We start from the raw sequence: 25507 nt of genomic DNA on the forward strand, positions 1-25507 counted from the left end.
CTGACGGTAAAATCCCCCAAAGCTATTGGAGAAACAGATGAAATCATTGTTTAAAGTTACCCTGCTTGCTACCACATTAGCGATGGCTTTCAGCGCCCCTCAGGTGTTGGCGGCTAAAGCAGATAGCCAGAGTAGTACAGAATTGAACAGCGCATTTAAAACAGAAGATCAGCAAAATGCTTATGCTCTGGGCGCATCTTTAGGGCGTTATATGCAAAACACCCTGAAAGAACAGAAATCTCTGGGTATCCCATTGGATAAAGATCAATTGTTATCGGGTGTGCAGGATGCTTTCAATAATAAGAGCAAACTGACTGACAGCGAAATTGAAAATACGCTGCGTGCGTTTGAAGGTAAAGTGAAGTCTGCTGCTGAAGCTAAGATGGAAAAAGAAGCCAGCGAGAATGAAGCTAAAGGCGTTAAATATCGTGAAGAATTTGCTAAGGAAAAGGGTGTCGTTAAGAGTAAAACCGGCCTTTTGTATAAAATAGAGAAGGAAGGCAGTGGTAAGAAGCCTGTGGCAAGCGACACGGTAGTTGTGAACTACCGGGGGACATTGATTGACGGTAAAGAGTTCGATAGTTCCTATAAGCGTAATGAACCCCTTTCTATTCGCCTGGATAGCGTTATCCCAGGTTGGACAGAAGGTTTACAGAATGTGAAAAAAGGCGGAAAAATTAAACTGGTTATTCCACCAGAGCTGGCCTATGGTAAAGCGGATCTGCCGGGTATTCCTGCAAATTCGACACTAGTATTTGATATTGAGCTGCTGGATGTTAAAGCGGAGACCAAAGCTAAGTAAGCTATTTAGCTGTTCGCTAAATATCTTTGATCAATACGGATAAAACCGTTGGTAGAGATTCTGTCAACGGTTTTTTGTTACTGAAAGCTGTGATAGAGCCCAAATGTCTGAGTAGCAATGGCTTGACGATAATGTCATGTGGTTTTAACGTCAATATTTCATGTGGATGCAAAGATCTTTGATTGAGATCTCTGTTAATCTGCAATAATTGAATTTTCACAAGAAATTTTTATAGGTTTATCACGTTGTGTTTTTAGCAAGACGTTGTCTGCGATTGAAGGATGGTGTATTTAATGTCTAACCCGTTATTATCTGGTGATATCAGTGATGTCGATTTACTGGAAAACCAACCGTTTACTGAAACGGATCACGAAATTTTAAAGTCTTATGAAGCCGCAGTTGATGGCTTGGCTATGCTAATTGGTGGGCATTGCGAGATTGTCCTTCATTCATTGGAAGATCTTAAATGTTCAGCTGTCAGAATAGCCAACGGAGAACATACAGGTCGTAAGATAGGTTCACCTATCACTGATCTTGCATTGCGTATGTTACATGACATTACAGACGAAGACTGTAGTGCATCCAAAGCCTATTTTACCCGAGCGAAAAGCGGTTCATTGATGAAGTCAGTCACAATTGCGATCCGCAACCGGAACCGCCGAGTGATCGGCCTCTTGTGCATTAATATGAATCTCGATGTCCCTTTCTCTGAAATTATTCAGACATTTATTCCAGAGGAAACACATGATGTCGCTCCAAATGTAAATTTTGCCTCATCTGTGGATGATTTGGTTGCGCAAACGCTTGAATATACTATCGAAGAAGTCAATATTGATCGCAGTGTATCCAATAATGCCAAGAACAGACAGGTGGTTCTAAATCTCTATGAGAAAGGCATTTTTGATATTAAAGATGCAATCAATCAGGTTGCTGAGCGTTTAAATATTTCTAAGCATACTGTTTACCTCTATATTCGCCAGTTTAAAAATGGTGAATGTTTAGGGCCTGAGCGGTAATGTCTTCGCTGTCTTATTGTCTGCTGGTTACGGGGCCCGCATATGGTACCCAACAAGCCAGCAGTGCTTACCAATTCGCGCAAGCCTTGATTACGATGGGGCATAAACTTAATACCGTATTTTTTTATCGGGAAGGGGTTTATAACGGCAATCAATTGACCTCACCAGCCAGTGATGAGTTTGATTTGGTTAGCGCATGGCAGATGATGGCAACAGAGCATCGGTTTAGCATGCACATTTGTATTGCCGCTGCCCTTCGCCGTGGTGTTATTGATGCTCAGCAGGCGAGTGAGTTGAATTTACCGGTAGCAAACCTCGCGGAAGGGTTTGAATTAAGTGGATTGGGCACACTAGCTGAAGCTATGTTGATTTGCGACCGTGTGGTGCAATTCTAAGAGGCAAAAATGAAAAAAATTGCTTTTATCTTTACTAAAACACCCCATGGTGATGCAGGGGGTCGAGAAGGTTTAGATGCATTGCTGGCCACTTCGGCATTAACAGAAAAGGTAGGGGTATTTTTTATTTCTGACGGTGTACTTCAACTACTACCCAATCAGCAGCCTGACAGAATTCTCGCCAGAAACTATATCGCTACTTTTAAGGTGTTGCCTTTGTACGATATTGAAGAATGTTATTTGTGCCAGGAAGATCTTGTTATGCGTGGATTAAGCTCAGTCAATCATTTTGTTCTGGATGCGAAAGTGATACCCGCAGAAACGATCCGTGAGAAACTGGTTGACTATGATGTTGTGCTGACATTCTGAGCTATTGGAAGGACAATGAGATGCTATATACTGTTGGCCGATCGCCTTATCAATGTGATTTCAATGTGATATCCAAGCTGCTTGCCCGTGGTGATGACATCTTGTTTATTCAGGATGGTGTGCTGGCAGGTATTGAGGGTAATTGCTATCTGTCGGCGTTGATCAGTTGTGGTGCTGCCTTGTATGCACTGAAAGAAGATATTGAGGCGCGGGGATTGGACGATCAGGTTTCAGACAAAGTGCAAGTGATCGACTATACTGACTTTGTTAACCTGACGGTAAAACACCATCAACAATTCGCTTGGTAGTTGAGAAAAAGCTGTATATTTCTTGACACCTTGGCGAGTCAGCCATAAAATTCCGCGTCCTCGTGTTTTGCCGTTAGGGCAGACAAGAGATTTAATCCGTGTTTACGAAGCAAAAAAACCAGGAGTTTTTTTAATAATGGCAACTATTAACCAGCTGGTGCGCAAACCCCGTAGCATGAAGGTTGCAAAAAGCAACGTTCCTGCTCTGGAAGCTTGCCCGCAGAAGCGTGGCGTATGTACTCGCGTATATACCACCACCCCTAAAAAACCAAACTCTGCACTGCGTAAAGTATGTCGTGTGCGTTTGACTAACGGTTACGAAGTTTCTTCTTACATCGGTGGTGAAGGCCACAACTTGCAAGAACACTCCGTAATTCTGATCCGTGGCGGTCGTGTTAAAGACTTGCCAGGTGTGCGTTACCACACTGTTCGCGGTGCACTGGACTGTTCCGGTGTTAAAGACCGTAAACAAGGTCGTTCTAAGTACGGTGTGAAGAAGCCAAAAGCTTAATGGTACTCCGTTAAGTAAGGCCAAACATTATTTACCTTAATGTCAAAATAAACTCGTAGAGTTTTGGACAACCCTGAATTCGAAACGGAGTATTTCCATGCCACGTCGTCGTGTAATTGGTCAGCGTAAAATTTTGCCAGATCCAAAGTTTGGATCTGAATTACTGGCCAAATTCGTCAATATCCTGATGGTAGATGGTAAAAAATCTACTGCGGAAGCAATTGTATATAGTGCGCTTGAGACCCTGGCTCAGCGTTCTGGTAAAGAGCACCTGGAAGCATTTGAACTTGCATTAGATAATGTGCGTCCAACCGTGGAAGTTAAGTCCCGCCGTGTTGGTGGTTCTACTTATCAGGTACCAGTTGAAGTTCGTCCGGTTCGTCGCAATGCGTTAGCAATGCGTTGGATCGTTGAAGCTGCTCGTAAACGCGGTGATAAATCTATGGCCCTGCGCCTGGCGAACGAATTATCTGATGCAGCCGAAAATAAAGGCACTGCTGTTAAGAAACGTGAAGACGTTCACCGTATGGCAGAAGCTAACAAGGCGTTCGCACACTACCGTTGGTAATCCCATCGTAGTGATGATGCCCTGGGTGGCTGTTCTGCCACCCAGATTTACATTGAACGTCCTAGGAATAGAGGAATCAAATGGCTCGTACAACACCCATTGCACGCTACCGTAACATCGGTATCAGTGCACACATCGACGCCGGTAAAACCACCACTACCGAACGTATTCTGTTCTACACTGGTGTAAACCATAAGATCGGTGAAGTTCATGATGGCGCTGCTACTATGGACTGGATGGAACAGGAGCAGGAGCGTGGTATTACCATCACCTCCGCAGCAACAACTGCTTTCTGGTCAGGTATGGCTAAGCAGTTTGATGCGCATCGTATCAACATCATCGACACCCCAGGGCACGTTGACTTCACCATCGAAGTAGAACGTTCCATGCGTGTTCTTGATGGTGCCGTAATGGTTTATTGTGCGGTTGGTGGTGTTCAGCCACAGTCCGAAACCGTATGGCGTCAAGCAAATAAATATAGAGTTCCACGTATCGCGTTCGTTAACAAAATGGACCGTATGGGAGCGAATTTCTTACGCGTTGTTGAGCAGCTCAAAACTCGCTTGGCGGCAAACCCAGTACCTCTGCAATTAGCCATTGGTGCAGAAGATGCGTTCACCGGTGTTGTTGACTTGGTGAAAATGAAAGCCATCAACTGGAACGATGAAGATCAGGGAACCACCTTCACTTACGAAGATATCCCAGCTGATATGCAGGATCTGGCGGAAGAATGGCGTAGCAATTTGATTGAAGCCGCTGCGGAAGCATCAGAAGAACTGATGGAAAAATACCTTGGCGGTGAAGAACTGACTGAAGAAGAGATCAAAGCTGGTCTGCGTCATCGTGTTCTGACTAACGAAATCATCCTGGTTACCTGTGGTTCTGCATTTAAGAACAAAGGTGTTCAGGCAATGCTGGATGCAGTTATTGAGTACCTGCCAGCACCAACGGATGTTGAATCCATTAAAGGTATTCTGCCAGACGGTAAAGATACGTCAGCAGAGCGTCATTCTGACGACAACGAACCATTTTCGGCACTGGCGTTTAAAATCGCTACTGACCCGTTCGTTGGTAACTTGACCTTCTTCCGTGTCTACTCTGGTGTGGTTAACTCCGGTGATACCGTTCTTAACCCAGTGAAAGACAGAAAAGAGCGTTTTGGCCGTATCGTTCAGATGCATGCTAATAAACGTGAAGAAATTAAAGAAGTTCGTGCAGGTGACATCGCTGCTGCGATTGGCCTGAAAGATGTGACTACCGGTGATACGCTGTGTGATATCAACGCACCAATTATCCTGGAGCGTATGGAATTCCCAGAGCCAGTCATCTCTGTTGCTATCGAGCCAAAAACTAAAGCTGACCAGGAAAAAATGGGTATCGCTTTAGGTCGTCTGGCTCAAGAAGACCCATCATTCCGCGTGTCTACCGATGAAGAGTCTGGTCAGACTATTATTGCCGGTATGGGTGAGCTTCACTTGGATGTTCTGGTTGACCGTATGCGTCGTGAGTTCAAAGTTGAAGCGAACGTCGGTAAGCCTCAGGTTGCTTACCGTGAAACCATCCGTTCTACTGTTGAACAAGAAGGTAAATTTGTTCGTCAGTCTGGTGGTCGTGGTCAGTTTGGTCACGTATGGCTGCGTATTGAGCCAATGGAACCAGGTGGCGTAGGCTATGAATTTGCCAACGAAATCGTTGGTGGTGTTGTTCCTAAAGAATATATCCCAGCAGTAGATAAGGGTATTCAGGAACAAATGAAAAATGGTGTTCTGGCCGGTTACCCGATTGTTGACGTTAAAGTGGCACTGTTCGATGGTTCTTACCACGAAGTGGACTCTTCTGAAATGGCGTTCAAAATCGCAGGTTCTATGGGCTTCAAAGAAGGCTTTATGAAGGCGAAACCAGCTCTGCTGGAGCCTATCATGAAAGTTGAAGTTGAAACACCAGAAGATTACATGGGTGACGTTATCGGTGACCTAAACCGCCGCCGTGGTATGATTGATGGTATGGAAGATATGACTACCGGTAAAATCGTACGTGCTCAGGTACCATTATCTGAAATGTTTGGTTATGCTACTGACCTGCGTTCTCAGACCCAAGGTCGTGCTTCTTACTCCATGGAGTTCCTGAAGTACAATGAAGCGCCGAGCAACGTCGCTCAGGCTATTATCGAAGCTCGTAAAGCTAAATAAGCTTTTCGGGTTTAATATCTAGATTTAGCTCCCTCCCAATATAACGAGGGAGCGATATTAAGGAATAGAGTCGTGTCTAAAGAAAAATTTGAACGTAAAAAACCGCACGTTAACGTTGGTACTATCGGCCACGTTGACCATGGTAAAACTACCCTGACTGCTGCCATCACTACTGTACTGGCTAAAACCTTCGGTGGTAACGCTCGCGCATTCGACCAGATTGATAACGCGCCAGAAGAAAAAGCGCGTGGTATCACCATCTCTACTTCTCACGTAGAATATGATACGCCAAGCCGTCACTATGCGCACGTTGACTGCCCAGGCCACGCCGACTACGTGAAAAACATGATCACCGGTGCGGCTCAGATGGACGGCGCAATCCTGGTAGTTGCCGCGACTGACGGTCCAATGCCACAGACGCGTGAGCACATCCTGTTAGGCCGTCAGGTAGGCGTTCCTTACATCATCGTGTTCCTGAACAAATGTGACATGGTAGACGACGAAGAGCTGCTGGAACTGGTTGAGATGGAAGTGCGTGAGCTGCTGTCTCAGTACGATTTCCCAGGCGACGACACGCCAGTCATCCGTGGTTCTGCTCTGAAAGCGCTGGAAGGTGATGCAGAGTGGGAAGCCAAAATCATCGAACTGGCAGAGGCCCTGGATAGCTACATTCCAGAGCCAGAGCGTGCTATTGACCAGCCATTCCTGCTGCCAATCGAAGACGTATTCTCTATTTCAGGCCGTGGTACTGTAGTTACCGGTCGTGTAGAGCGCGGTATCGTTAAAGTGGGTGAAGAAGTTGAAATCGTGGGTATCAAAGACACGACTAAAACCACTTGTACTGGCGTAGAAATGTTCCGCAAACTGCTGGACGAAGGCCGTGCAGGTGAGAACGTCGGTGTTCTGCTGCGTGGTACCAAGCGTGACGAAATCGAACGTGGTCAGGTACTGGCGAAACCGGGTTCAATCAAGCCACACACCACTTTCGAATCAGAAGTTTATATTCTGAGCAAAGACGAAGGTGGCCGTCATACGCCATTCTTCAAAGGCTACCGTCCACAGTTCTACTTCCGTACAACTGACGTGACCGGTACCATTGAACTGCCAGAAGGCGTGGAAATGGTGATGCCAGGTGATAACATTCAGATGAAAGTTACCCTGATTGCCCCAATCGCAATGGACCAGGGTCTGCGTTTTGCTATCCGTGAAGGTGGCCGTACAGTAGGTGCTGGTGTTGTTGCTAAAGTTATCGCATAATTTTTTGATGTGATTACACTAAAAGGGCATCAACCGATGCCCTTTTTGTACGTTGTCTTAATAAGAACCTATCTCATCAATAGTTGTTTTTAATTATTGGTGAGATAAGCTCTGATGCAACGAATTGGCTATATCGCTCTCAGATATACAATGTCATACTGAATTATGGCGCCAAGTCAGATACAATCACTCAAATTTTTTGGTTCGGTCTGATTTGTTTTGCTCTTGCGAGGCAAGCTGGCTATCTATTTAAATCATAGTTACAGGTTGGTTTATGAGTACGAATAGCGATGCTCAAGAAAGCAGGCGTAGTCTTGAAGTAATGAAATGGCTATTAGTGGCAGCCTTATTAACGGTTGCTATCGTTGGAAACTACCTTTATCGAGAGCATAGCCTTCCTCTACGCGCGATGACGGTTGTTGTTATTGTTGCTCTTGCGGGAGCGGCTGCGCTCTGGACTGCAAAAGGTAAAACCACACTGGCTTTCGCTCGTGAAGCCCGCATTGAAATGCGCAAAGTCATTTGGCCAACTCGCCAGGAAGCGCTGCACACGACTTTGATTGTTGCGGCCGTGACTGCATTGATGTCTTTGATCCTCTGGGGTCTTGACGGTATCCTGGTGCGTTTAGTTTCATTTATTACAGGCCTGAGGTTCTAAGATGTCAGATTCCCCAAAAAAACGTTGGTATGTTATACAGGCATTTTCCGGGTTTGAAGGTCGTGTTGCACAATCTTTACGTGAACATATCAAATTACATGATATGGAAGATTCTTTTGGCGAAGTGATGGTGCCAACAGAGGAAGTTGTTGAGATTCGTAGCGGCCAGCGTCGCAAAAGTGAACGTAAATTCTTCCCTGGGTATGTGCTGGTACAAATGATCATGAACGATGCAACATGGCATCTCGTTCGCAGCGTACCACGCGTCATGGGTTTTATCGGTGGTACATCTGACCGTCCGGCACCAATCAGTGATAAAGAAGTTGATGCGATTATGAATCGCCTTCAGCAGGTTGGTGATAAACCGCGGCCAAAAACATTGTTCGAACCAGGCGAAATGGTTCGTGTCAGCGATGGTCCATTCGCAGACTTCAATGGTGTTGTGGAAGAAGTCGATTACGAGAAGAGCCGCCTGAAAGTTTCAGTTTCTATCTTTGGTCGTGCGACACCGGTTGAGCTGGATTTCAGCCAGGTAGAGAAAGCGTAATTTTTGAGCGTATCTTTTGCTGGCTTGCAATAGGTGAGAAATTAACATACAATTTCGCGCCTTTTGTTTTTTAGTAGTCTGGCCTGGATAAGGCGGGACTAAAATTACAGGGGAGCCTTTTAAATCAAAGGCGATATCACCCACATAGAGGAAAATTATCAATGGCTAAGAAAGTACAAGCCTATGTCAAGTTGCAGGTTGCAGCTGGTATGGCTAATCCAAGCCCTCCAGTAGGTCCTGCTCTGGGTCAGCAGGGTGTTAACATCATGGAATTCTGTAAGGCGTTCAATGCTAAAACTGATAGCATTGAAAAAGGTCTGCCAATTCCTGTTGTGATCACTGTTTATTCTGATCGTTCCTTCACTTTCGTTACTAAAACCCCACCAGCGGCTGTTCTGCTGAAGAAAGCGGCGGGCATTAAATCGGGTTCCGGCAAACCGAACAAAGACAAAGTTGGTAAAGTGACCAGCGCACAGATTCGTGAAATTGCTGAAACTAAAGCTGCGGATATGACCGGTGCTAGCGTTGACGCAATGATGCGTTCAATTGAAGGTACTGCTCGTTCCATGGGCCTGGTAGTGGAGGGTTAATCGATGGCTAAACTGACCAAGCGCATGCGCACAATCCGCGAAAAAGTGGATGCAACTAAGCAGTATGACATTAACGAAGCCGTTGTTCTGCTGAAAGAGCTGGCTACCGCTAAATTCGTAGAAAGCGTTGACGTTGCTGTTAACCTCGGCATCGATGCTCGTAAATCTGACCAGAATGTGCGCGGTGCAACGGTACTGCCTCATGGTACTGGCCGTTCCGTTCGCGTAGCTGTATTTACCCAAGGCGCAAATGCAGAAGCTGCTAAAGCAGCGGGCGCTGAACTGGTAGGTATGGAAGATCTGGCTGAACTGGTTAAAAAAGGTGAAATGGACTTTGACGTTGTTATTGCTTCTCCAGATGCAATGCGCGTTGTTGGCCAATTAGGTCAAATCCTAGGTCCTCGTGGTTTGATGCCAAACCCTAAAGTGGGTACTGTAACTCCTAACGTTGCTGAAGCTGTTCAGAATGCTAAAGCGGGTCAGGTTCGTTACCGTAACGATAAAAACGGCATTATTCACACCACCATTGGTAAAGTTGACTTCGACGCTGACAAATTGAAAGAAAACCTGGAAGCTCTGCTGGTTGCGCTGAAAAAAGGCAAGCCATCTTCTGCTAAGGGTATTTATATTAAGAAAGTTAGCCTGTCTACTACCATGGGCGCAGGTGTTGCGATTGACCAGTCTGGTCTGAATGCTTCAGCTTAATTTTAGCTGAATGTGATTGTGATTATCGCTTTACCTTGGCGTCAGATTTGTCTAAAATTTGGCGCCTTATGTTTGGCTAGTAAGTTTTTTTATTAGCTAAATAAAAAATTTTCGGTTGGAGCTTGGCCTAATCCAAGCCCCGTCCAAGACCGCAGGTGTAAGTAATTACTTAATATTCCTGCGTAGACGGTGACAGAGCCAAATGAAATTCATTTCTGGATTCTGCTCACCGTGTTTTAGAGCTCAGGCCCCTTTATGGTGTTATGAGCGATGTGAGTTCCGGGTTCTTCCCGGTTAATCCAGGAGCAAGAAGCTAATGGCACTAAATCTTCAAGACAAACAAGCGATTGTTGCTGAAGTCAGCGAAGTTGCCAAAGGCGCGCTGTCTGCGGTTGTTGCGGATTCCCGTGGCGTTACTGTAGATAAAATGACTGAACTGCGTAAAGCAGGTCGCGAAGCTGGCGTTTACATTCGTGTTGTTCGTAACACGCTGATCCGTCGTGCTGTTGAAGGTACTGCCTATGAGTGCCTGAAAGAAGCGTTTGTTGGTCCAACCTTGATTGCTTTTTCTAATGAACACCCGGGCGCAGCTGCTCGTCTGTTCAAAGAGTTCGCGAAAGCGAATCCAGCATTCGAGATTAAAGCAGCAGCCTTTGAAGGTGAGTTTATTCCTGCGGCCAATATTGACCGTTTGGCAACACTCCCGACTTACGAAGAAGCAATCGCACGCCTGATGTCAACCATGAAAGAAGCCGTTGCAGGCAAACTGGTTCGTACTCTGGCTGCGTTACGCGAGTTACGCGAGCAGAAAGAAGTAGCTTAATTGCCGATTTCCTTCGTTGCTTTTTAACGTATAAATTATTTCTGAATTTTAGGAACACTTGTTATGTCTATCAATAAAGAACAAATTCTGGACGCAGTTGCAACAATGTCCGTCATGGATGTTGTTGAACTGATCACTGCAATGGAAGACAAATTCGGCGTTTCTGCGGCGGCGGCGGTAGCTGTTGCTGCTGGCGGTGCTGCTGAAGCTGTTGAAGAACAAACTGAATTTGACGTTGTTCTGTCTGCTATTGGCGGTAACAAAGTTGCTGTTATCAAAGCAGTACGTGGTGCAACTGGTCTGGGTCTGAAAGAAGCAAAAGATCTGGTTGAGAGCGCTCCAAACGCTACACTGAAAGAAGGCATCAGCAAAGATGACGCTGAAGCACTGAAAAAATCTCTGGAAGAAGCAGGCGCTTCTGTTGAGATTAAGTAAGTTTAGCTTTAAGTTAGCAGCCTGACTTGAAAGGCTGACGGCTGGTGATTAAAAAATCACCAGCCTTTTTGCGCTGTAGGGCATTAGCAGCATTTCCACTGTTTGGCTGTTAATTAACCCCCAAATACTTTTTCCTATTGACGACTTAATATACTGCGTTCTCAGCTACGATCCACTCGGGTAGCTCGGTAGTAATGTAACGCAATGAAATGATTTAAGAGTAATAGCAATGAGTATTACGGAAAATAATTCAATTTTCTGTTCGAAAAAACAGTGTCGTAAAGAGCTGTCCTTTAGGGCGGGCAGAGTGGGTCACTGATCAGCGAGCTGAGGAACCCTATGGTTTACTCCTATACCGAGAAAAAACGTATTCGTAAGGATTTTGGTAAGCGTCCGCAAGTGTTGGACGTACCTTATCTCCTTTCTATCCAACTTGACTCGTTCCAGAAGTTTATCGAGCAAGATCCAGAAGGCCAGAATGGTTTAGAAGCGGCATTCCGTTCTGTATTCCCAATCCAGAGCTACAGTGGCAGTTCGGAGCTGCAATACGTTAGCTACCGTCTTGGTGAGCCAGTGTTTGATGTTAAAGAGTGCCAGATTCGTGGTGTAACTTATTCTGCACCTCTGCGCGTTAAGCTGCGTCTGGTTATCTATGAACGTGAAGCACCGGAAGGCACGGTCAAAGATATCAAAGAGCAAGAAGTCTACATGGGTGAAATTCCGCTCATGACTGACAACGGTACTTTTGTTATCAATGGTACTGAGCGGGTTATTGTCTCCCAGTTGCATCGTAGTCCTGGTGTATTCTTTGACAGCGATAAGGGTAAAACTCACTCATCCGGTAAGGTACTGTATAACGCACGTATTATTCCTTACCGTGGTTCTTGGTTAGATTTCGAATTCGATCCAAAAGATAATCTGTTTGTGCGCATTGACCGCCGTCGTAAATTGCCGGCAACGATTATTCTGCGTGCAATGAATTACAGCACTGAAGAGATTTTGAACCTGTTCTTCAGTAAAACGATTTTCGAAATTCGTGACAACAGACTGCAAATGACGCTGGTACCAGAACGTTTGCGTGGTGAAACTGCTTCTTTTGATATTGAAGCAAACGGCAAGGTTTATGTTGAAAAAGGCCGTCGTATTACCGCACGTCATATCCGCCAGTTAGAAAAAGATGAAGTGAACCGTATTGAGGTTCCTGTTGAATACATTGCGGGTAAAGTTGTTGCAAGAGACTACATTGATGTCAACACAGGTGAAATTATCTGTGCTGCTAACATGGAGCTCTCTTTAGATCTGTTGGCACGTTTGAGCCAATCTGGTCATAAATCTATCGAAACATTGTTCACCAACGATTTAGATCACGGCGCATATATTTCCGAGACACTTCGTGTTGATCCAACCAATGACCGTTTGAGTGCTTTGGTTGAGATTTATCGCATGATGCGTCCTGGTGAGCCACCAACCCGTGAAGCGGCAGAAAATCTGTTTGAAAATCTGTTCTTCTCAGAAGATCGTTATGATCTTTCTGCGGTTGGTCGTATGAAATTCAACCGCTCATTGAGCCGTGAAGAAGTCGAAGGATCTGGTATTCTGAGTAAAGATGACATCATTGATGTCATGAAAAAACTCATTGATATCCGTAATGGTAAAGGTGAAGTCGACGATATCGACCACTTAGGTAACCGTCGTATCCGTTCTGTTGGTGAGATGGCAGAAAACCAGTTCCGTGTTGGTCTTGTACGCGTTGAGCGTGCAGTGAAAGAGCGTCTGTCTCTGGGTGATCTGGATACACTGATGCCTCAGGATATGATCAACGCTAAGCCGATTTCAGCCGCAGTGAAAGAATTCTTTGGTTCCAGCCAGCTGTCTCAGTTTATGGACCAAAACAACCCACTTTCTGAAATCACTCACAAACGCCGTATCTCTGCGTTGGGTCCAGGTGGTTTGACCCGTGAGCGTGCGGGCTTCGAAGTGCGTGACGTACATCCAACGCACTATGGTCGCGTATGTCCAATCGAAACCCCGGAAGGTCCGAACATCGGTCTGATTAACTCATTGTCTGTTTATGCGCAGACTAACGAGTATGGTTTCCTTGAAACCCCATATCGTCTGGTTCGTGATGGTGTTGTTACTGATGAAATTCACTATCTGTCTGCGATTGAAGAAGGTAACTTCGTTATCGCACAGGCAAACACCGTATTAGATGACGAAGGCCACTTCGTTGAAGATCTGATAACTTGCCGTAATTATGGTGAATCCAGCTTATTTAACCGTGAGCAGGTTGAATATATGGACGTTTCCACCCAGCAGGTGGTTTCCGTTGGTGCTTCCTTGATCCCATTCTTGGAACACGATGACGCAAACCGCGCATTGATGGGTGCAAACATGCAACGTCAGGCTGTTCCTACTCTGCGTGCTGATAAGCCGTTGGTCGGAACAGGTATGGAACGTGCAGTAGCCGTTGACTCAGGTGTAACTTCTGTTGCTAAACGCGGTGGTGTGGTTCAATACGTTGATGCATCTCGTATCGTTATCAAAGTAAATGAAGACGAAATGTATCCGGGTGAAGCAGGTATTGATATTTATAACCTGACTAAATATACCCGTTCTAACCAGAACACCTGTATTAACCAGATGCCATGTGTCTCTCTGGGCGAACCGGTGGAACGTGGTGACGTACTGGCTGATGGTCCATCTACTGACTTGGGTGAACTGGCTCTGGGCCAGAACATGCGCGTAGCGTTCATGCCGTGGAATGGTTATAACTTCGAGGACTCCATCTTAGTTTCTGAGCGTGTCGTCCAGGAAGATCGCTTTACGACCATTCATATCCAGGAACTGGCTTGCGTATCTCGTGATACCAAATTAGGGCCTGAAGAGATCACGGCTGACATCCCTAACGTAGGTGAGGCTGCACTCTCCAAGCTGGATGAATCCGGTATTGTTTACATCGGTGCGGAAGTAACCGGCGGTGACATTCTGGTTGGTAAAGTGACACCTAAAGGTGAAACTCAGCTGACGCCAGAAGAAAAACTGCTGCGTGCTATCTTCGGTGAGAAAGCGTCTGATGTTAAAGACTCTTCTCTGCGCGTACCAAATGGCGTATCCGGTACGGTTATCGACGTACAGGTATTTACCCGTGATGGTGTAGAAAAAGATAAACGTGCCTTGGAAATTGAAGAGATGCAGCTGCGTCAGGCTAAGAAGGACCTGACAGAAGAGTTGCAAATCTTTGAAGCTGGCCTGTTTGCACGTATCCGTTCTGTTTTGATTGCAGGCGGCATCGAAGCTGAGAAACTGGATAAACTGCCTCGTGAGCGTTGGTTAGAACTGGGTCTGGCTGATGAAGAGAAACAGAATCAGTTGGAACAGTTGGCTGAACAGTATGACGAACTCAAAGCTGAGTTCGAGAAAAAACTGGATGCTAAACGCCGTAAGATCACACAGGGTGATGATCTGGCACCGGGTGTGCTGAAAATCGTCAAAGTTTATCTGGCGGTTAAACGTCAGATTCAGCCTGGTGATAAGATGGCAGGTCGCCACGGTAACAAGGGTGTTATCTCCAAGATCAACCCGATCGAAGATATGCCTTACGATGAAAACGGCACTCCGGTAGATATCGTACTGAACCCACTGGGCGTACCATCACGTATGAACATTGGTCAGATCTTGGAAACGCATCTGGGCATGGCTGCGAAAGGTATTGGCGACAAGATCAATGCGATGCTGAAACAGCAGCAGGAAGTTGCCAAACTGCGTGAATTTATCCAGAAAGCTTATAACCTGGGTGATGAAACCCGTCAGAAAGTTGATCTGAGCACTTTCTCTGATGAAGAAGTTATGCGTTTGGCAGAAAACCTGAAAAAAGGCATGCCAATTGCGACACCAGTGTTTGATGGTGCGAAAGAGAAAGAAATAAAAGAGCTGCTGAAATTGGGTGACTTGCCAACTTCTGGTCAAATTACCCTGTTTGATGGTCGTACCGGTGAGCAATTTGAGCGTCAGGTTACCGTTGGCTACATGTATATGCTGAAGCTGAACCACTTGGTGGATGACAAAATGCACGCTCGTTCAACGGGTTCGTACAGTCTGGTTACTCAGCAACCGTTGGGTGGTAAGGCGCAGTTCGGTGGTCAACGCTTCGGTGAGATGGAAGTGTGGGCATTGGAAGCATATGGTGCCGCGTACACCTTGCAGGAAATGCTCACCGTCAAGTCCGACGATGTTAACGGCCGTACCAAGATGTATAAAAACATCGTGGATGGCAACCACCAGATGGAGCCAGGTATGCCGGAATCCTTCAACGTATTGTTGAAAGAGATCCGCTCTCTGGGTATCAACATCGAGCTGGAAGGCGAATAAATCGTATTCCGGCTGGTACTGCCCTGAATGGATATGACGGGCAGTTTACCAGCCAGTGGTTGCACTGGTCATAGGGGGGAGCGGCATGGGCTGCTCTCCTGACAGGTCTAACTCCGACAGGAGCCATTTCGTGAAAGACTTATTGAAGTTTCTGAAAGCGCAAACTAAGACCGAAGAGTTTGATGCGATCAAAATTGCTCTGGCCTCGCCAGATATGATCCGTTCGTGGTCATTTGGTGAAGTGAAAAAGCCGGAAACAATTAACTACCGTACGTTCAAACCTGAGCGTGACGGTCTTTTCTGTGCCCGTATTTTCGGGCCAGTAAAGGATTATGAGTGCTTGTGTGGTAAATACAAGCGCTTGAAACACCGTGGTGTAATTTGTGAGAAGTGTGGTGTAGAAGTTACCCAAACTAAAGTTCGTCGTGAGCGTATGGGTCACATTGAGCTGGCTTCTCCAACTGCACACATCTGGTTCCTGAAATCATTGCCATCTCGCATCGGTTTGTTGCTGGATATGCCACTGCGTGATATTGAGCGTGTACTGTACTTCGAATCCTATGTGGTTGTCGAAGGCGGTATGACCAGCTTGGAACGCAGTCAGATTCTGACGGAAGAGCAATACTTGGATGCACTGGAAGAGTTTGGTGATGAATTCGATGCGAAGATGGGCGCGGAAGCTATCCAGTCTTTGCTGAAAAATCTCGATCTGGAAAATGAGTGTGAAACGCTGCGTGAAGAGTTAAACGAAACTAACTCTGAAACGAAACGTAAAAAGCTGACCAAACGTATTAAACTGTTGGAAGCCTTTATTCAGTCTGGTAACAAACCAGAATGGATGGTTCTGACGGTTCTGCCAGTTCTGCCACCGGACTTACGTCCATTGGTTCCACTGGATGGCGGCCGTTTTGCCACTTCGGATCTGAACGATCTCTATCGTCGTGTTATTAACCGTAACAACCGTTTGAAGCGCCTGTTAGATCTGGCTGCGCCGGATATCATCGTTCGTAACGAAAAACGTATGTTGCAGGAAGCGGTCGATGCTTTGCTGGATAACGGTCGTCGCGGTCGTGCAATTACCGGTTCTAACAAACGTCCACTGAAATCCCTGGCTGATATGATCAAGGGTAAACAAGGTCGTTTCCGTCAGAACTTGTTGGGTAAACGTGTTGACTATTCTGGTCGTTCTGTAATCACTGTAGGTCCTTACCTGCGTTTGCATCAGTGTGGTCTGCCTAAAAAGATGGCACTGGAGCTGTTTAAGCCATTCATCTACGGCAAGCTAGAACTGCGTGGTTTAGCGACGACGATTAAAGCCGCTAAAAAGATGGTTGAGCGTGAAGAGGCGGTGGTATGGGATATCCTGGATGAAGTCATTCGTGAACATCCGGTTCTGCTGAACCGTGCGCCGACACTTCACCGTTTGGGTATTCAGGCATTCGAACCGGTTCTGATTGAAGGTAAAGCGATTCAGTTGCACCCACTGGTGTGTGCGGCATATAACGCCGACTTCGACGGTGACCAAATGGCTGTTCACGTACCGTTGACACTGGAAGCCCAGTTAGAAGCGCGTGCATTGATGATGTCTACCAACAACATCCTGTCTCCAGCGAGTGGTGAGCCAATCATCGTTCCATCTCAGGACGTTGTTCTGGGTCTGTATTACATGACCCGCGACTGTGTTAACGCGAAAGGCGAAGGCATGGTATTGACCGGGCCTAAAGAAGCAGAACGCGTATATCGCGCAGGACTGGCTTCTCTGCATGCCCGCGTTAAAGTGCGTATCACTGAAGAAGTGAAAGATGGCGAAGGCAATATCACAACTAACACCGGTTTGGTTGATACGACTATTGGTCGTGCCATTCTGTGGATGATTGTACCAAGAGGTCTGCCTTACTCGTTGGTTAACCAACCACTGGGTAAAAAAGCCATCTCTAGGATGCTGAACACCTGTTACCGTGTGATGGGCTTGAAGCCAACGGTTATTTTCGCTGACCAGATCATGTATACCGGCTTTGCCTACGCTGCACGTTCAGGTGCATCTGTTGGTATCGATGACATGGTTATCCCAGAGAAAAAGGCCGGGATCATTGCCGAAGCAGAAGCAGAAGTTGCTGAAATTCAGGAACAGTTCCAATCTGGTCTGGTTACAGCCGGTGAACGTTATAACAAGGTTATCGATATCTGGGCTGCGGCAAACGAGCGTGTTGCTAAGGCAATGATGGAAAACTTGTCGACTGAAACAGTCACTAATCGTGATGGTGAAGAAGAGCAACAAGTTTCCTTCAACAGCATCTTTATGATGGCTGACTCCGGTGCGCGTGGTTCTGCCGCTCAGATCCGTCAGTTGGCGGGTATGCGTGGCTTGATGGCTAAGCCAGACGGCTCCATCATCGAAACCCCAATTACGGCGAACTTCCGTGAAGGTTTGAACGTACTCCAGTACTTCATCTCAACTCACGGTGCTCGTAAAGGTTTGGCGGATACCGCACTGAAAACAGCGAACTCCGGTTACCTGACTCGTCGTCTGGTTGACGTGGCGCAAGACTTGGTTGTGACAGAAGATGACTGTGGTACGCACGACGGTATTCTGATGACGCCGGTTATTGAAGGTGGTGATGTTAAAGAGCCACTGCGTGAGCGTGTATTGGGTCGTGTGACGGCGGAAGATGTTCTGAAACCAGGTACTGCTGATATTCTGGTGCCGCGTAATACATTGCTGAACGAGAAATGGTGTGATCTGTTAGAAGAGAGCTCCGTTGACAGCATTAAAGTACGTTCTGTTGTAAGTTGCGAAACTGACTTCGGTGTTTGTGCAAACTGCTATGGTCGTGACCTTGCTCGCGGACACATCATCAATAAAGGTGAGGCGGTTGGTGTTATTGCGGCTCAGTCCATCGGTGAGCCGGGTACACAGTTGACGATGCGTACGTTCCACATCGGTGGTGCGGCATCTCGTGCAGCAGCAGAATCCAGTATTCAGGTACGTAACAAAGGTAGCTTGAAGCTATTTAACGCTAAGTCCGTGACGAACTCCGCAGGCAAGCTGGTGATTACTTCTCGTAACACTGAATTGTGTCTGATCGACGAATTTGGCCGTACTAAAGAAAGCTATAAAGTGCCTTACGGTGCAGTACTGGGTAAAGGTGATGGCGAAACCGTTAACGGCGGTGAAACCGTTGCTAACTGGGATCCGCACACCATGCCAGTGGTCAGTGAAGTATCTGGTATCATCCGTTTCGCTGACATGATAGATGGCCAGACCATTACCCGCCAGACTGACGAATTGACAGGTCTATCTTCATTGGTTGTTCTCGATAGTGCAGAACGTACCGGTAGTGGTAAAGATCTGCGTCCGGCACTGAAAATCGTTGATGCCAAAGGTGACGATGTATTGATTCCAGGTACTGATATGCCTGCTCAATATTTCCTGCCGGGTAAAGCGATTGTTCAGTTAGACGATGGCGTAAGCATCTCTGCGGGTGATACTTTAGCGCGTATTCCTCAGGAGTCCGGCGGTACGAAAGATATTACCGGTGGTTTGCCACGTGTTGCTGACTTGTTCGAAGCACGTCGTCCGAAAGAGCCTGCTATCCTGGCTGAAGTCAGCGGTATTGTCTCCTTTGGTAAAGAGACCAAGGGCAAACGCCGTTTGGTTATCTCCCCATTAGATGGTGGCGATGCTTACGAAGAGATGATCCCTAAATGGCGTCAGCTCAACGTGTTCGAGGGTGAAGTGGTTGAACGTGGTGACGTGATCTCTGATGGTCCAGAGTCTCCACACGACATCTTGCGCCTGCGTGGTGTTCATGCGGTTACCCGTTACATCACCAACGAAGTTCAGGAAGTTTACCGCCTGCAAGGGGTTAAGATTAACGATAAACACATTGAGGTTATCGTTCGTCAGATGCTGCGTAAAGCGACCATTGAAAGTGCAGGTAGCTCCGAGTTCTTGGAAGGCGAACAGGTTGAATATGCCCGCGTTAAAGTGGCAAACCGTAAGCTGGAACAAGAAGGTAAAGTGGCTGCAACTTATGGCCGTGACCTGTTGGGTATCACCAAAGCGTCTCTGGCGACTGAATCCTTCATCTCTGCGGCATCGTTCCAGGAAACGACCCGCGTACTGACTGAGGCTGCGGTTGCGGGTAAACGTGATGAACTGCGTGGCTTGAAAGAAAACGTCATCGTTGGTCGTCTGATCCCTGCTGGTACCGGTTATGCTTACCATCAGGATCGCATACGTCGTCGCCAGTTGAATGAGCCTGCCGAGGCACCACAAGTGAGTGTCGATGAGGCTACTGCGAACTTGGCAGAACTGTTGAATGCCGGTTTTGGTGGTGATAAGAAGTAATTCTTAGAACACGCTAGCTAATAAATGCCCTCCTTTTGAGAGGGCATTTTAACTTTTTGTTACCAGCGCAAAGCAAAATTCCTCTCCGCTTGGGGGCGAACGCAAAGAATGCTCGGAGCGGGTCGCCTTTGCTTTGGACACGTAATTCTTTCATGTTGCTGTGGCATGAACCGTTCACAGTATCTGCGTATGGCCTGGGTAACATAGGGCCTCTTTCCCGAAGTGCTATTATTGAAGCTAGCATATTGGCCCTGTCGGTGTCATTCAAAGCATCGAACCATGCATCAAAGGTGCCTGTTGTCTCGATAGTCACATGATTACTTATTGTTCAATATAGGTCAAATGCTATATAGATGGAAATCTATGGTCAAGAAATTTAGTCAGAAGTGACATTTCATTAAAATGCAATTTTCCTCTTGATGAAAATTTCCTTTTGGGTTAATTTTTTGCATTAGGAGGAAATTAGAGTGTTTATAGTTAAGTACCATGATGAGGCCGAACAAGAAATTAAGTCTTTGCCAGCAAAAGTAGGGGTAAAACTTGTAAGGTTGATTGGAAAGCTAGAAAAAGATCCTCGCTCACTACGTGAACCGGACACAAAACATTTGGGAAATGGTCTTTACGAAATTCGAACAATGGGGGGAGATATAGCACGCGGATTATGGGTATATCAGACAGGAAAGCAAATATATATTCTGCAAGTTTATATAAAGAAAACACAAAAAATCAACCCAAGTGAGATAGCTTTAGCATTTCGCAGATTGGAGGAAATGAAACATGAAGAAATATAAGACACATTCAGAGATTCTGGCAGAAATGATGAAAGACTCTGAATTTAAAGCCGCTTACGAAGCTGAAGAACGTAAAGAAAGATTGCAAGAAACACTTGCAGAGTGGCGTAAGTTTGCTGGACTGACTCGCGCGCAAGTCGCGGAAAGAATGGGGGTTACGCCGCCAACGGTGACGAAAATGGAAAATAATGTAACAAAAGCTAGTATAGAAACATTAGTGCGCTATGCGCAAGCCTGTGGTATCCAGAACCCACAAATTACGTTGTAATTCTCTGTGCTAATGGGATTAGTGCATTACTAACCCTTTTGACTTTATTAATGAAATTCTTGTAAAAGCAAGAGGTAAAATAATCGTGTGAATTAATTCCCTACCCATCTTGGAAAACTGAGTATGATCACACTTGATGAATTGCTTGAAAAACGCAGCCCTGAAAGCCGCCGTAGAATTGCTAAAAAAGTTGATGAAATGAAACGGGAGATAAGGCTTTATCAGATCCGCGAGGCCCGTGATGTTCCACAAACTGAGCTGGCAGTTGTGCTTGGGATCAAACAACCAACTGTTGCTAAAATGGAACAGTCTGATAATGACCTTTAAATATTATGGCGTTGTTTCAGTAAAAGTGGCAGAGCTCGTCGTTCTGCCCTCTGAGGCTTGTGTCACCTTAGCTATGTAAGGGATATTATTCGGTATGCAGAAATAGCTCATCATATTTAATTCAGGGGGCTGGTCAATATAATTATTTCATTTAAAGTCCCATCACATAGAATTTATGAAAGATTATTCTCTTTAAAGTACCTATTTTTATCCGTATTCTTGCATGATTGATGAAGACTTAAATTTAATTTTTCAGGATAAATAATCACAGTTTTTTCTCCTGTTGGATCTTTAAATTATGATACAGGTCATAAAATACAATATTTCATGATTCATATACTCGGGAATGAATATAAACTAAAAATGAGCAGCAATTGTTGCCAATATAAAATAATGGGGCAAAATAATGGAGAGTGGAATAAACCTAAACTATGAAGATATAACGGAAGAGAATTATATCCTAATTAATAATTTTTACAAGCGTGACATAGGAAGCTTGGATTATTTTATTTGGAAAAATTTTAAAGAAAAGAAATATAATCTTTCCAGTGAGATAAAAGCATTTTTTTATAAAATAAACGATATATGCTTGTCAATTGTTATAACAAGAAAGTGTGAATTCAGTCTTAAAAACAGACGAGTATCCATTAATATGCTTAGCGATTTTGGAATAGATGAAAGTGTAAAATCACCAACTTTGATAATAGAAAGTGCCAAACAAACACATCGTAATGATGTCGATGCGACGGTTTGTTACTCAGATGAAAGAAAAATAAAATGTTATTCAAAAATTTTTGAGAAATATATATGTGGCAGAGTGAACGTTTTTGATTTTATAGAAATAGTAGTAGAAGGATGTACTAAAATCGATGTAGACCTGAGAGATTTTAATGAAATAGGTAATATTAATAAAATCAATTTTTTCGGCAGGGAAGTAAATAACAATTGGATTGCTTATGCAAAGCAGTGTCCTTGCTACAGCGATATTAAACTGTTAACGGTTGGGAAAGAATTAGCGATATTAGGTTTTGATGATACCACGGTGGAAATAATCGGTTTATCAAACACAGCTCACGGTACAATTATATCTGTGATTGATTCTTGCCTTGCTATTAGGGCAAAATGCAGAATAATCTTACCAAATCCTATTTATTCTGAGCTACAAAGCAGACTGAATAAACATAGTATTATAAATAAGTTTAGCATGATGATTGCCTGGCATACCGAAGAAGACTTCAATTTGTGTCATGAAGATATATTTATCAGTAGAATCGACAAACGATAAGAGGAGTTTAAAATGGGATGTATTTTTTGTCACCCCGAATCTTCCTTTGAAAAAGATAAAATACTTTTACAAGGAGAATATTTCTATGCGTTCGTACCTAAAGGTCAGATAATTGAGGGCTATATAATAATTGCCACCAATAAATGTGATACTGATTTAGGGGGGTGCCGGTGCTTTGCAGAAATATATGATGACGAAGCAATAAAAGAACTGAAACAGTTTAAGAATATAGTAAATGATTTTTATCGTGAATATTACAATATAAGTAATCCTCTTTGTTATGAAAATGGACGAGCCGGTGGTTGTATCATCATGGACCCGAATCAAAAGTATTGTTACCATGCACATTTATGTTGTTTTCCTACCGAGATTGATCTGCATAATAAATTAAAGGATCAATTTAAAATGCATACAATAGACTCATTGGATGAACTTGAGATGTTCGGTGAGGCTGGCCCCTATATTTACGTTGAAGATAGTGGTAATAAGTATATTTTTACGATAGGTGAATCAGATTTCATTGAGAGAGGAATGATAAGAACCGTATTGGCAAATAGTTTAAATGTGCCTGAAAGATCCGATTGGAGAGATAATGAAGGAATAAAGGAGATGGATGCGACGGCTAAAAAATTCAAATCATATATTAGTAACCATATGGAGGTTGGATAATGTTATATGCGGATGTAGCTTCTACTTCATGGCCAAAGTCACAAGAAGTGAAAGACATGATAAATATGTATTTAGACACTCTTGGGGTAACTCCAGGGCGATCTTTATCGCAACAATCTAAAAAGGTTACGGAACTCGTTGAAGAGTGCCGACACGAATTTATCGAACAAACAAAATTAAATGGACATGGGACAGTAATTTTTAACTCAGGAGCAACATATTCACTCAACGAATGTCTAAAAGGTACACTTAAGCCGGGTGATAATGTCATTACTACCCATTTAGAACATAATTCAGTCCTTAGGCCGATAAACCATTTAAAAGACATTGGGGTAAGTAGTCAATTTATCGATGTGACAGATGGTGAAATTGATATGTCGCATTTGGCGTTTTTATTAAAGAATAAGAAAACTAAGTTATTAGTGATTCATAGTTGCGCCAATACTATTGGTACATTTTGTAATATAGATGAGATAGGAAAACTGGCACATTTATACGGCGCGATGGTTTTAGTTGATGGTTCACAATCTTTTGGTTCACAAGTAATGGATTTATCGAAAGGTAATATTGATTACCTTGTTTTTAGCGGACACAAAAGTTTAGGTGGAGTATCAGGTATTGGCGGGTACTTTATTCTTGATAATGGATTTTCTCATAATGAATTAATCCAGGGTGGGACAGGTGTATTATCAAGATTAACAACGCAACCAACGGGAATACCATACAAGTATGAATCAGGAACACAAAACACTATTGGCATACTTTCATTGCTAGCGTCTATCAGGCGTTTAAAAAAAATTGGAGTGGAGAATATTCAAAATCAATTACAAACTTTGCGTACAACTCTTATAGATGAGCTATCACAATTAAAGAAGATCAAATTGATCTGTAAACATCAAGTTGGGTTACCAACAATTCTTTTTACAGTAGAAGGTTATCATCCCGGAGAAGTCTCTTATATACTAGAAAACAAATACAATATTATTACCCGTCCCGGATTGCAATGCGCACCGTTAGCGCATAAAAAATTCGGGACTTATCCTGATGGCGCTGTTCGGGTTAGCCTTGATACGACGCATACAACGGAAGATATTTTAAAAATAAAATCTGCCTTAGTTAATATCACTGAGGAAAATTATAGAGAAAATACTGATAATTAATGAGAATAATTTAGGGGGGTTAGGCGATTTAGTAATAAGCTGAGCTGCGAATAAAATATTTATAGTTAATGGTTTTAATGTTAAAAAACAATATACCCTATGGATTTCCAGATGCATCGCGACGGCAAGGGAGCGAATCCCCGGGAGCATAGCAAACTATGTGACCGGGGTGAGAGAGTGCAGCCAACAAAGAGGCAACTTGAAAGATGACGGGTATAAATTACCGTTAACAAATGGTCTGGCAATCACTAGGGAAATCAAATTGATATTTATTTTAAAAGAGTGAAAATATATCATTAATCACCATTGGTAAATAATATAATAATGGCACTTAATAAATATGTGATTATATAATAAAGCGATATATATACCCAAGAAACTTCAAGATGCATCACGGCGGCAAGAGAGTGCAGCCAACAAAGAGGCAACTTGAAAGATAACGGGTATATTTAATTAACAACAATAGCATATGAGAATATAGATGAATATGCCTGACAAGAATGAGCGTTATCTAATTGATTTAATTAATGGTAAGTTGAATTATATCCATATTGATAGAAACGGAGATTTTAACAATACAAACATAGACTGGAAAGAGACTTTAATTTTATCTGGTTCTTTTAATCCACTGCATAAAGGCCATGAAGAATTAAAAGAAATCGCTACAGCGATGACGAAAAGAAAACCCTATTATGAACTGTCAATCAAGAATGCGGTAAAACTTACCATTTCAACCGATGAAATTTTCGAGAGGATAAGACAATTTAAGGGGAAAGGTGATATAGTTTTAAGTGACGCTAAAATTTTTACTGAAAAATCGCATATTTACCAGGGAGCAATTTTTGTCATTGGCGCTGATTTATGCCAAGAAATTAATAACCCTATTTATTATGGAGGTGAGGAAGGATTAAAAAAATCTCTTATGACAATTAAGAATAATGATTGTCGATTTCTGGTGGCTGGACGTTTTTTTAATAATAAATATCATACCGTCGATGACTTGATGAATATTAGAAAGGAACATCGATTTTTATTTGAATCTATTCCAGAAAATCTATTTCGCTTAGATATATCATCAACAGAAATAAGATTAATGAACAAAGAATAGGAGATGG

At 44.1% G+C, this 25507-nt stretch carries 24 protein-coding genes and 1 pseudogene; 24 read left to right on the forward strand and 1 reads right to left on the reverse strand.

Annotated elements, in window-relative coordinates:
• The first annotated feature begins 37 nt into the window (after positions 1–37).
• The 17 genes from fkpA to rpoC all read left to right on the forward strand — a co-directional run bounded on the left by fkpA (position 38) and on the right by rpoC (position 19892).
• The gene (gene fkpA, locus PluTT01m_RS02160; RefSeq protein WP_011144810.1) at positions 38–802 is read left to right on the forward strand and encodes an FKBP-type peptidyl-prolyl cis-trans isomerase; all 765 of its coding nucleotides are present in this window, start codon (positions 38–40) and stop codon (positions 800–802) included.
• A 293-nt stretch (positions 803–1095) separates the two neighbouring features.
• Positions 1096–1818: a helix-turn-helix transcriptional regulator gene (locus PluTT01m_RS02165; protein ID WP_036779966.1), complete on the forward strand. Its 723-nt coding sequence runs from the start codon at positions 1096–1098 to the stop codon at positions 1816–1818.
• Entirely contained in the window at positions 1818–2213 is a 396-nt protein-coding gene (gene tusD, locus PluTT01m_RS02170; RefSeq protein WP_011144812.1) for a sulfurtransferase complex subunit TusD, read from the forward strand. Before PluTT01m_RS02165 ends, tusD begins: the two co-directional genes overlap by 1 nt.
• Before the next feature lie 9 nt (positions 2214–2222).
• Positions 2223–2582, forward strand: coding sequence for a sulfurtransferase complex subunit TusC (gene tusC / locus PluTT01m_RS02175; protein ID WP_011144813.1), 360 nt, complete (start codon positions 2223–2225; stop codon positions 2580–2582).
• A gap of 20 nt (positions 2583–2602) precedes the next feature.
• Positions 2603–2890 carry a sulfurtransferase complex subunit TusB gene (gene tusB, locus PluTT01m_RS02180; RefSeq protein ID WP_011144814.1) on the forward strand — a complete coding sequence of 96 codons (288 nt, stop codon included), beginning with the start codon at positions 2603–2605 and terminating at the stop codon, positions 2888–2890.
• A 136-nt stretch (positions 2891–3026) separates the two neighbouring features.
• Complete coding sequence (rpsL, locus tag PluTT01m_RS02185) at positions 3027–3401, forward strand: 30S ribosomal protein S12 (RefSeq protein ID WP_011144815.1); 375 nt, start codon at positions 3027–3029, stop codon at positions 3399–3401.
• A gap of 97 nt (positions 3402–3498) precedes the next feature.
• Positions 3499–3969, forward strand: a complete 471-nt coding sequence (gene rpsG, locus PluTT01m_RS02190) for a 30S ribosomal protein S7 (RefSeq protein WP_011144816.1) — start codon at positions 3499–3501, stop codon at positions 3967–3969.
• A gap of 80 nt (positions 3970–4049) precedes the next feature.
• A complete protein-coding gene (gene fusA / locus PluTT01m_RS02195; RefSeq protein ID WP_011144817.1) occupies positions 4050–6158 on the forward strand; it encodes an elongation factor G in 2109 nt (702 codons plus the stop codon).
• 72 nt (positions 6159–6230) lie between these two features.
• Positions 6231–7415 carry an elongation factor Tu gene (gene tuf / locus PluTT01m_RS02200; protein ID WP_011144818.1) on the forward strand — a complete coding sequence of 395 codons (1185 nt, stop codon included), beginning with the start codon at positions 6231–6233 and terminating at the stop codon, positions 7413–7415.
• Between the two features lie 274 nt (positions 7416–7689).
• Positions 7690–8073 (forward strand): preprotein translocase subunit SecE, encoded by a 384-nt coding sequence (secE, locus tag PluTT01m_RS02205; protein WP_011144819.1) that lies wholly within the window; start codon positions 7690–7692, stop codon positions 8071–8073.
• 1 nt (position 8074) lies between these two features.
• A complete protein-coding gene (nusG, locus tag PluTT01m_RS02210; protein ID WP_011144820.1) occupies positions 8075–8620 on the forward strand; it encodes a transcription termination/antitermination protein NusG in 546 nt (181 codons plus the stop codon).
• Between the two features lie 161 nt (positions 8621–8781).
• A complete protein-coding gene (gene rplK, locus PluTT01m_RS02215) occupies positions 8782–9210 on the forward strand; it encodes a 50S ribosomal protein L11 (protein WP_011144821.1) in 429 nt (142 codons plus the stop codon).
• A gap of 3 nt (positions 9211–9213) precedes the next feature.
• Positions 9214–9915, forward strand: coding sequence for a 50S ribosomal protein L1 (rplA, locus tag PluTT01m_RS02220; RefSeq protein WP_011144822.1), 702 nt, complete (start codon positions 9214–9216; stop codon positions 9913–9915).
• Between the two features lie 316 nt (positions 9916–10231).
• The gene (gene rplJ / locus PluTT01m_RS02225; protein ID WP_011144823.1) at positions 10232–10738 is read left to right on the forward strand and encodes a 50S ribosomal protein L10; all 507 of its coding nucleotides are present in this window, start codon (positions 10232–10234) and stop codon (positions 10736–10738) included.
• A gap of 63 nt (positions 10739–10801) precedes the next feature.
• Entirely contained in the window at positions 10802–11173 is a 372-nt protein-coding gene (gene rplL, locus PluTT01m_RS02230) for a 50S ribosomal protein L7/L12 (protein WP_011144824.1), read from the forward strand.
• A gap of 339 nt (positions 11174–11512) precedes the next feature.
• A complete protein-coding gene (gene rpoB, locus PluTT01m_RS02235) occupies positions 11513–15541 on the forward strand; it encodes a DNA-directed RNA polymerase subunit beta (RefSeq protein WP_011144825.1) in 4029 nt (1342 codons plus the stop codon).
• A 130-nt stretch (positions 15542–15671) separates the two neighbouring features.
• Positions 15672–19892 carry a DNA-directed RNA polymerase subunit beta' gene (gene rpoC, locus PluTT01m_RS02240; protein ID WP_011144826.1) on the forward strand — a complete coding sequence of 1407 codons (4221 nt, stop codon included), beginning with the start codon at positions 15672–15674 and terminating at the stop codon, positions 19890–19892.
• Positions 19893–19947: 55 nt separating this feature from the next.
• Here the strand turns inward: rpoC and PluTT01m_RS02245 are convergent.
• Positions 19948–20205 (reverse strand): annotated as a pseudogene (locus PluTT01m_RS02245) (type II toxin-antitoxin system RelE/ParE family toxin); the annotation flags it as partial.
• A 154-nt stretch (positions 20206–20359) separates the two neighbouring features.
• Between PluTT01m_RS02245 and PluTT01m_RS02250 the strand changes: the two are divergent.
• From PluTT01m_RS02250 to PluTT01m_RS02280, 7 genes are all read left to right on the forward strand, one after another.
• On the forward strand, positions 20360–20683 hold the full coding sequence (locus PluTT01m_RS02250; RefSeq protein WP_011144828.1) for a type II toxin-antitoxin system RelE/ParE family toxin: 324 nt from the start codon (positions 20360–20362) through the stop codon (positions 20681–20683).
• A complete protein-coding gene (locus PluTT01m_RS02255) occupies positions 20670–20951 on the forward strand; it encodes a helix-turn-helix domain-containing protein (protein WP_173362505.1) in 282 nt (93 codons plus the stop codon). The genes PluTT01m_RS02250 and PluTT01m_RS02255 overlap by 14 nt, the downstream gene beginning before the upstream one ends.
• Before the next feature lie 123 nt (positions 20952–21074).
• Complete coding sequence (locus tag PluTT01m_RS02260; protein WP_011144830.1) at positions 21075–21278, forward strand: helix-turn-helix domain-containing protein; 204 nt, start codon at positions 21075–21077, stop codon at positions 21276–21278.
• A gap of 406 nt (positions 21279–21684) precedes the next feature.
• On the forward strand, positions 21685–22563 hold the full coding sequence (locus PluTT01m_RS02265) for a hypothetical protein (protein WP_011144832.1): 879 nt from the start codon (positions 21685–21687) through the stop codon (positions 22561–22563).
• A gap of 12 nt (positions 22564–22575) precedes the next feature.
• On the forward strand, positions 22576–23232 hold the full coding sequence (locus tag PluTT01m_RS02270; RefSeq protein ID WP_011144833.1) for a hypothetical protein: 657 nt from the start codon (positions 22576–22578) through the stop codon (positions 23230–23232).
• Positions 23232–24392, forward strand: coding sequence for an aminotransferase class V-fold PLP-dependent enzyme (locus tag PluTT01m_RS02275; RefSeq protein WP_011144834.1), 1161 nt, complete (start codon positions 23232–23234; stop codon positions 24390–24392). The genes PluTT01m_RS02270 and PluTT01m_RS02275 overlap by 1 nt, the downstream gene beginning before the upstream one ends.
• A 481-nt stretch (positions 24393–24873) precedes the next feature.
• Entirely contained in the window at positions 24874–25500 is a 627-nt protein-coding gene (locus PluTT01m_RS02280) for a nucleotidyl transferase family protein (RefSeq protein WP_011144835.1), read from the forward strand.
• Positions 25501–25507 lie beyond the last annotated feature (7 nt).

Source organism: Photorhabdus laumondii subsp. laumondii (assembly GCF_003343245.1).
Classification (GTDB): domain Bacteria; phylum Pseudomonadota; class Gammaproteobacteria; order Enterobacterales; family Enterobacteriaceae; genus Photorhabdus; species Photorhabdus laumondii.

Bases quoted from the DNA above. Each gene is read 5' to 3' on its own strand.
- fkpA (WP_011144810.1), top strand. From the start codon at position 38: ATGAAATCATTGTTTAAAGTTACCCTGCTTGCTACCACATTAGCGATG.
- PluTT01m_RS02165 (WP_036779966.1), top strand. From the start codon at position 1,096: ATGTCTAACCCGTTATTATCTGGTGATATCAGTGATGTCGATTTACTG.
- tusD (WP_011144812.1), top strand. From the start codon at position 1,818: ATGTCTTCGCTGTCTTATTGTCTGCTGGTTACGGGGCCCGCATATGGT.
- tusC (WP_011144813.1), top strand. From the start codon at position 2,223: ATGAAAAAAATTGCTTTTATCTTTACTAAAACACCCCATGGTGATGCA.
- tusB (WP_011144814.1), top strand. From the start codon at position 2,603: ATGCTATATACTGTTGGCCGATCGCCTTATCAATGTGATTTCAATGTG.
- rpsL (WP_011144815.1), top strand. From the start codon at position 3,027: ATGGCAACTATTAACCAGCTGGTGCGCAAACCCCGTAGCATGAAGGTT.
- rpsG (WP_011144816.1), top strand. From the start codon at position 3,499: ATGCCACGTCGTCGTGTAATTGGTCAGCGTAAAATTTTGCCAGATCCA.
- fusA (WP_011144817.1), top strand. From the start codon at position 4,050: ATGGCTCGTACAACACCCATTGCACGCTACCGTAACATCGGTATCAGT.
- secE (WP_011144819.1), top strand. From the start codon at position 7,690: ATGAGTACGAATAGCGATGCTCAAGAAAGCAGGCGTAGTCTTGAAGTA.
- nusG (WP_011144820.1), top strand. From the start codon at position 8,075: ATGTCAGATTCCCCAAAAAAACGTTGGTATGTTATACAGGCATTTTCC.
- rplK (WP_011144821.1), top strand. From the start codon at position 8,782: ATGGCTAAGAAAGTACAAGCCTATGTCAAGTTGCAGGTTGCAGCTGGT.
- rplA (WP_011144822.1), top strand. From the start codon at position 9,214: ATGGCTAAACTGACCAAGCGCATGCGCACAATCCGCGAAAAAGTGGAT.
- rplJ (WP_011144823.1), top strand. From the start codon at position 10,232: ATGGCACTAAATCTTCAAGACAAACAAGCGATTGTTGCTGAAGTCAGC.
- rplL (WP_011144824.1), top strand. From the start codon at position 10,802: ATGTCTATCAATAAAGAACAAATTCTGGACGCAGTTGCAACAATGTCC.
- rpoB (WP_011144825.1), top strand. From the start codon at position 11,513: ATGGTTTACTCCTATACCGAGAAAAAACGTATTCGTAAGGATTTTGGT.
- PluTT01m_RS02255 (WP_173362505.1), top strand. From the start codon at position 20,670: ATGAAGAAATATAAGACACATTCAGAGATTCTGGCAGAAATGATGAAA.
- PluTT01m_RS02260 (WP_011144830.1), top strand. From the start codon at position 21,075: ATGATCACACTTGATGAATTGCTTGAAAAACGCAGCCCTGAAAGCCGC.
- PluTT01m_RS02265 (WP_011144832.1), top strand. From the start codon at position 21,685: ATGGAGAGTGGAATAAACCTAAACTATGAAGATATAACGGAAGAGAAT.
- PluTT01m_RS02270 (WP_011144833.1), top strand. From the start codon at position 22,576: ATGGGATGTATTTTTTGTCACCCCGAATCTTCCTTTGAAAAAGATAAA.
- PluTT01m_RS02275 (WP_011144834.1), top strand. From the start codon at position 23,232: ATGTTATATGCGGATGTAGCTTCTACTTCATGGCCAAAGTCACAAGAA.
- PluTT01m_RS02280 (WP_011144835.1), top strand. From the start codon at position 24,874: ATGAATATGCCTGACAAGAATGAGCGTTATCTAATTGATTTAATTAAT.